The organism is Mesorhizobium sp. P5_C1, from assembly GCF_054049815.1.
This window is the reverse complement of sequence record NZ_JBFULQ010000478.1, coordinates 1-4,226: the sequence shown is the minus strand read 5'-3', so window position 1 is coordinate 4,226 and position 4,226 is coordinate 1. Positions and strand designations below refer to the sequence as shown.

Below are 4,226 nucleotides of genomic sequence, written 5' to 3'. Positions count from 1 at the left end.
GATCGATACGGCTGACATGGCTGTCGAGGTTGACGCGCACGCAAGGCCAGTTGAGGCGGGCGGCGACCTGCTCGATATGGGTCGACTTGCCGGTGCCGTGATAGCCCGACACCATGACGCGGCGGTTGTAGGCAAAGCCTGCAAGGATCGCCATCGTCGTGTTCTTGTCGAACAGATAGTCCGGATCGATGTCGGGTACATGCTCGCTGGTCACCGAATAGGCCGGCACCACCATCTTGGACTCGAACCCGAATTTCTCCTTCACCGACACCGTCGTGTCGGGTAGGTTGGCGATGTCGCGATCGACCTTGTTCATATCTCTCAACGTCTCCACGGGCGAAAAGCCTGATTTCGCCGGCAATCGATTTTGTCCGGGGGCGGTCTTAGAGCCTTTTCCAACCTTATGAAAGTTGGAAAACGACACGAATCGTATGGTCGCTCAGCACAGGCCCGCCTGTTTGAGCACGCGATAGGCCTGCAGCACATCGCGGAACCGGTCTTCCGAACCTCGGTCGCCACCATTCGCATCCGGATGGTGACGCTTCACCAGTTCCTTATAGCGCGCCTTGATCTCCTTGCCAGTCGCCTTTGTATCAAGGCCAAGCGTTTCCAGCGCCTTGGCCTCAAGCGGCTTGGCCTTGCGCTCGCGCGCCTCGCGCGGATCCTTTGGCCCCTTGAACAGGTCGAACGGGTCGCGCATGCGATTATAGTAGCCGGCGCGGCCGGAGCGCATCTGGGCCACATCCGGCGACGAACGCGTCGAGGCGCCGTTGACGCCCATCTTCCAGGTCGGCCGGTGGCCGGTCATGGCTTCCTTCTGGAAGCGCGCGACCTCGGTGTCCGGCACACCGGAGAAATAGTTGAAGCCCTTGTTGTACTCGCGCACATGGTCGAAGCAGAAGCGGAAATACTCGCCCTCCTTCATGCGCCCGACCGGCGCACGATGGGTGCCCGCTTCCTTGCAGCCGTCCCACTGGCAGATCGGCGAGTGCGACTTCAGCTCCGCATCCTTCTCAGGGCGGATGCGAATCTTCTCGAAATATTTGGGATACGGCTTCATCTCACCCATTTATGGGGCGTTCGCAAATGCGAAACAAGAATTGACATTTTCGCGATGATCGCCCTAACCGCTGAATCGCGGCATAAAGCAGGCGAATGGCGGATTTTGTTGCGCGGCAGCGGCCTTTGCGAGCCCGATTTTGGTTTTGCCGGCTGCTGCGCCAGCCATATGTGGTGAAGGGAGACGGCGATGTCCATACAGGCAACCATGGAAGACAAGCTCAACAAGGCCTTTTCGCCGGACCGGCTGGTCATCATCAACGAAAGCCATCTCCATGCCGGCCATCACCATCACGGCTCCGACCATCACGGCGCCTATGACGGCACCGGCGAGACGCATTTTCGCGTCCGCGTCGTCTCTTCGGCCTTTGCTGGCATGAGCCGCATCGACCGCCACCGCGCCGTCAACGAATTGCTTGCCGACGAACTGAAGGCCGGCGTGCATGCGCTGGCGATCGAACCGGCGGCTCCCGGCGAAAAGACCCGCTGGTAGGCCGGTTCCGCCTTCGCTGTGCTCAGAGCACCGCTTCGATGAGGAACGGTCCGCGCCGCGACAAGGCGCTCTCCAGCAGCGCGTCGAACCGCTCGCAGGTATCGGCGCGGGCCGCCTCCACGCCCATGCCTTTCGCCAGGCAAACCCAGTCCAGCGACGGCTGGTCGAGGTCGAGCATGCGCCTGGCGTTCTCGCCGATCGCGCCGACGCCGACATTGCGCATCTCGCCATGCAGGATCGCATAGGTCCGGTTGGAAAAGACGATCGTCACCACGTCGAGATTTTCCCTGGCCTGCGTCCACAGCCCCTGCACCGTGTACATTCCGCTGCCGTCAGCCTCCAGATTGATCACCTTGCGGTCGGGACAGGCGATCGCCGCCCCGGTTGCAAGCGGAATGCCTCCACCGATCGATCCGCCTGTGGTCATCATGTAATCGTGCGGAGCGGCAAAGGCCGACAGCGCGAAGAAACGCCGTGCCGAGGTCACCGCCTCGTCGCAGACGATCGCATCGGCCGGCAGCTTGCGCGCCACCGACAGCGCGATCGCATCCTCCGTGAGTTGGCCGCTCGGCGTCGCCTCGTCGGGAAAGGCGGTTGCGAACACCGTCTGTTGCGACGGCTTGACGCCGAGTTCGTCGCGGAGCGCTTCCAGAGCCGCATTGAGATCCTCGCCATGCGCGGCCAGCGTCAGCACCTGGCAGCCTTCCCGCACAAGCCGCCCCGGCTTTCCCGGATAGGCGAAGAAGGCAACCGGCTCCCGCGCGCCGACCAGCACCAGAACATCGATATCCCTGAGCAGTGCCGTCGCCGCATCGATCGGATAGGGGATGCGCGTCGGCGCGACACGCCCGCGCCCGCGCTGCATCCGGGCGATCAGCACGTCGCTGAACACACGGACATCGCTGCCCGTCGAGATCTGCCCGGCGACAGCAAGCGCATCGGCTCTTGCCGCCTGTCCGCGAACGATGATGCCGGCCCGACCCGGAGCGGCACGGATGGCCGCGGCGACCGTGCGCACGGCGCCCATGTCGACGGCGGGCTGCGGCGCCAGCGTCGCCTTGCCGACTGAGGCCGCGCCAACTTCGCTCCAGGCGGCATCCGCGGGCAGGATCAGGGTGGTTACGCCGGGAGGCGTCAGCGAGGCGCGGAAGGCGGCCTCGGTCGCCGGCGCGACATCGTCTGGGCCGGCGATGCGGCGCACCCAGTTCGACATCGGCTTGGCAAGGCTCTCGATATCGCTGGTCAGCGGAGCATCGAGCGGCAGATGGTAGGCTGCATGGTCGCCGACAATGTTGATCATCGGGCTCAGCGCGCGCCGCGCATTGTGCATGTTGGCCAGGCCGTTGGCCAAACCCGGACCGGTATGCAGCAGCGTCGCGGCCGGCCGATCGGTCATCCGGGCATAGCCGTCGGCGGCACCGGTCACCACGCCCTCGAACAGGCCGAGCACGCAACGCATCTGAGGTTTCCGGTCGAGCGCTGCGACGAAATGCATTTCGGATGTGCCGGGGTTGGCGAAGCAGACCGTCACATCATTGGCCAGAAGCACATCACACAGGACATCGGCGCCGTTCATGGAATTCTCTCCCGCTTGACGATCGAAGAGAGCAGTTGCACCGGCAAACGCCCGCGCAGCAATATCCCGTCGGCACTTTTGATCTGATCCAGTCCCTCCGATGCCTGTGCCGCGTTGGGGTCAGCTGACGGTCGATTTCAGAAATTCCAGCGCGGCGGCGGTCAGCGCGTCGCCATCCTCGCCGAAATCGCGATTGATCGACATGTGCGTATAGGCACTGCCGTCGAACACAGTGACCTTGGTGCCGGTCGCCCGCAGGCGCGCGGCGAAGGCCTTCGAGGCCTCGCCACGGCCCGCGGCGCTTGAATAGGCGATGAAGGTCGGCGGATGCTTGTGGCCGTCGACATAGCTGGCGGGCGACAGCGCGGCCCATTGCGTGGGGTCGGAAAAGACGCGGGCATAGGCCCGGACCATGCCGCCATTGCTGGAAAGCGCTGCAAGATCATAGGCCCTGGTATCGTCGAGGATGAGTGCCGCGACGCCAGGCAGGCCACCGCGCATACCGGTCAGCGCAATCAGATGGCAGCCGGCCGAGTGGCCCATGCCGACAATGCGATCGGGATCGCCGCCATGCTGCGCGATATTGGCGCGCACATAGGCATAGGCCTTTTCGACGTCGCCGGCCTGGGTGGCGACGTCGGCCTCGGGCAACATGCGATAGTCGATGGAGACGAAGCAGAACCCATTGGCCAGCAGGAAGGCCGGCTTGGCGTTGACCTGGCTGCGTTTGCCGAACTGCCAGGTGCCCCCATGGACGAAAAAGACGACCGGCAGGCCGGTTGCACCGTCAGGCGCATAGATATCGAGCTTGGCCGGCCCGTAGTCGAAGGTTTTTGGCGCGGGTTGGCGCGGGCGCCGCGCGGCCGATGCTCCCAATGGCAGCATCGCCGCCACGGAGGCCAGAATGAGGCTTCGTCTATCGATCATCATGGTCTCCCGACCGTGTAGGCCAACAGTGCCCGCAGGCGCAGCGAGCGTCCAGTTAAGGATTGTTAATACCCGAGTGGTCTGGGTCGGCGCGCTATCATCGATCCGAATCTCGAACGGCACTCGAGTTTTTGGGGGCTCATCCGCTGTAGAGGGGCCGGATCCACCGGC

4 protein-coding genes and 1 pseudogene are annotated in these 4,226 nt (G+C 63.9%); 1 reads left to right on the top strand and 4 read right to left on the bottom strand.

All coding sequences use genetic code 11. From position 1 onward, the window contains the following. A pseudogene (locus tag ACXJ7R_RS26180) lies at nt 1-316 on the bottom strand (cobaltochelatase subunit CobS); the annotation flags it as partial. Between the two features lie 123 nt (nt 317-439). Further along, nucleotides 440-1,069, bottom strand: coding sequence for a J domain-containing protein (locus tag ACXJ7R_RS26175; RefSeq protein ID WP_184876143.1), 630 nt, complete (start codon nt 1,067-1,069; stop codon nt 440-442). A gap of 180 nt (nt 1,070-1,249) precedes the next feature. Here ACXJ7R_RS26175 and ACXJ7R_RS26170 point away from each other — a divergent pair, with 180 nt between their 5' ends. Further along, nucleotides 1,250-1,552: a BolA family protein gene (locus ACXJ7R_RS26170; RefSeq protein WP_095084914.1), complete on the top strand. Its 303-nt coding sequence runs from the start codon at nt 1,250-1,252 to the stop codon at nt 1,550-1,552. Between the two features lie 22 nt (nt 1,553-1,574). Here the strand turns inward: ACXJ7R_RS26170 and ACXJ7R_RS26165 are convergent, their stop codons facing one another. Beyond that, a complete protein-coding gene (locus tag ACXJ7R_RS26165) occupies nt 1,575-3,128 on the bottom strand; it encodes an acetolactate synthase large subunit (RefSeq protein ID WP_457154358.1) in 1,554 nt (517 codons plus the stop codon). A 120-nt stretch (nt 3,129-3,248) separates the two neighbouring features. After that, a complete protein-coding gene (locus ACXJ7R_RS26160; protein WP_457154357.1) occupies nt 3,249-4,055 on the bottom strand; it encodes an alpha/beta hydrolase in 807 nt (268 codons plus the stop codon). Nucleotides 4,056-4,226: the final 171 nt, after the last annotated feature.

Coding starts and splice junctions, on each gene's coding strand:
- ACXJ7R_RS26175 (WP_184876143.1), bottom strand. CDS start 1,069: ATGGGTGAGATGAAGCCGTATCCCAAATATTTCGAGAAGATTCGCATC.
- ACXJ7R_RS26170 (WP_095084914.1), top strand. CDS start 1,250: ATGTCCATACAGGCAACCATGGAAGACAAGCTCAACAAGGCCTTTTCG.
- ACXJ7R_RS26165 (WP_457154358.1), bottom strand. CDS start 3,128: ATGAACGGCGCCGATGTCCTGTGTGATGTGCTTCTGGCCAATGATGTG.
- ACXJ7R_RS26160 (WP_457154357.1), bottom strand. CDS start 4,055: ATGATCGATAGACGAAGCCTCATTCTGGCCTCCGTGGCGGCGATGCTG.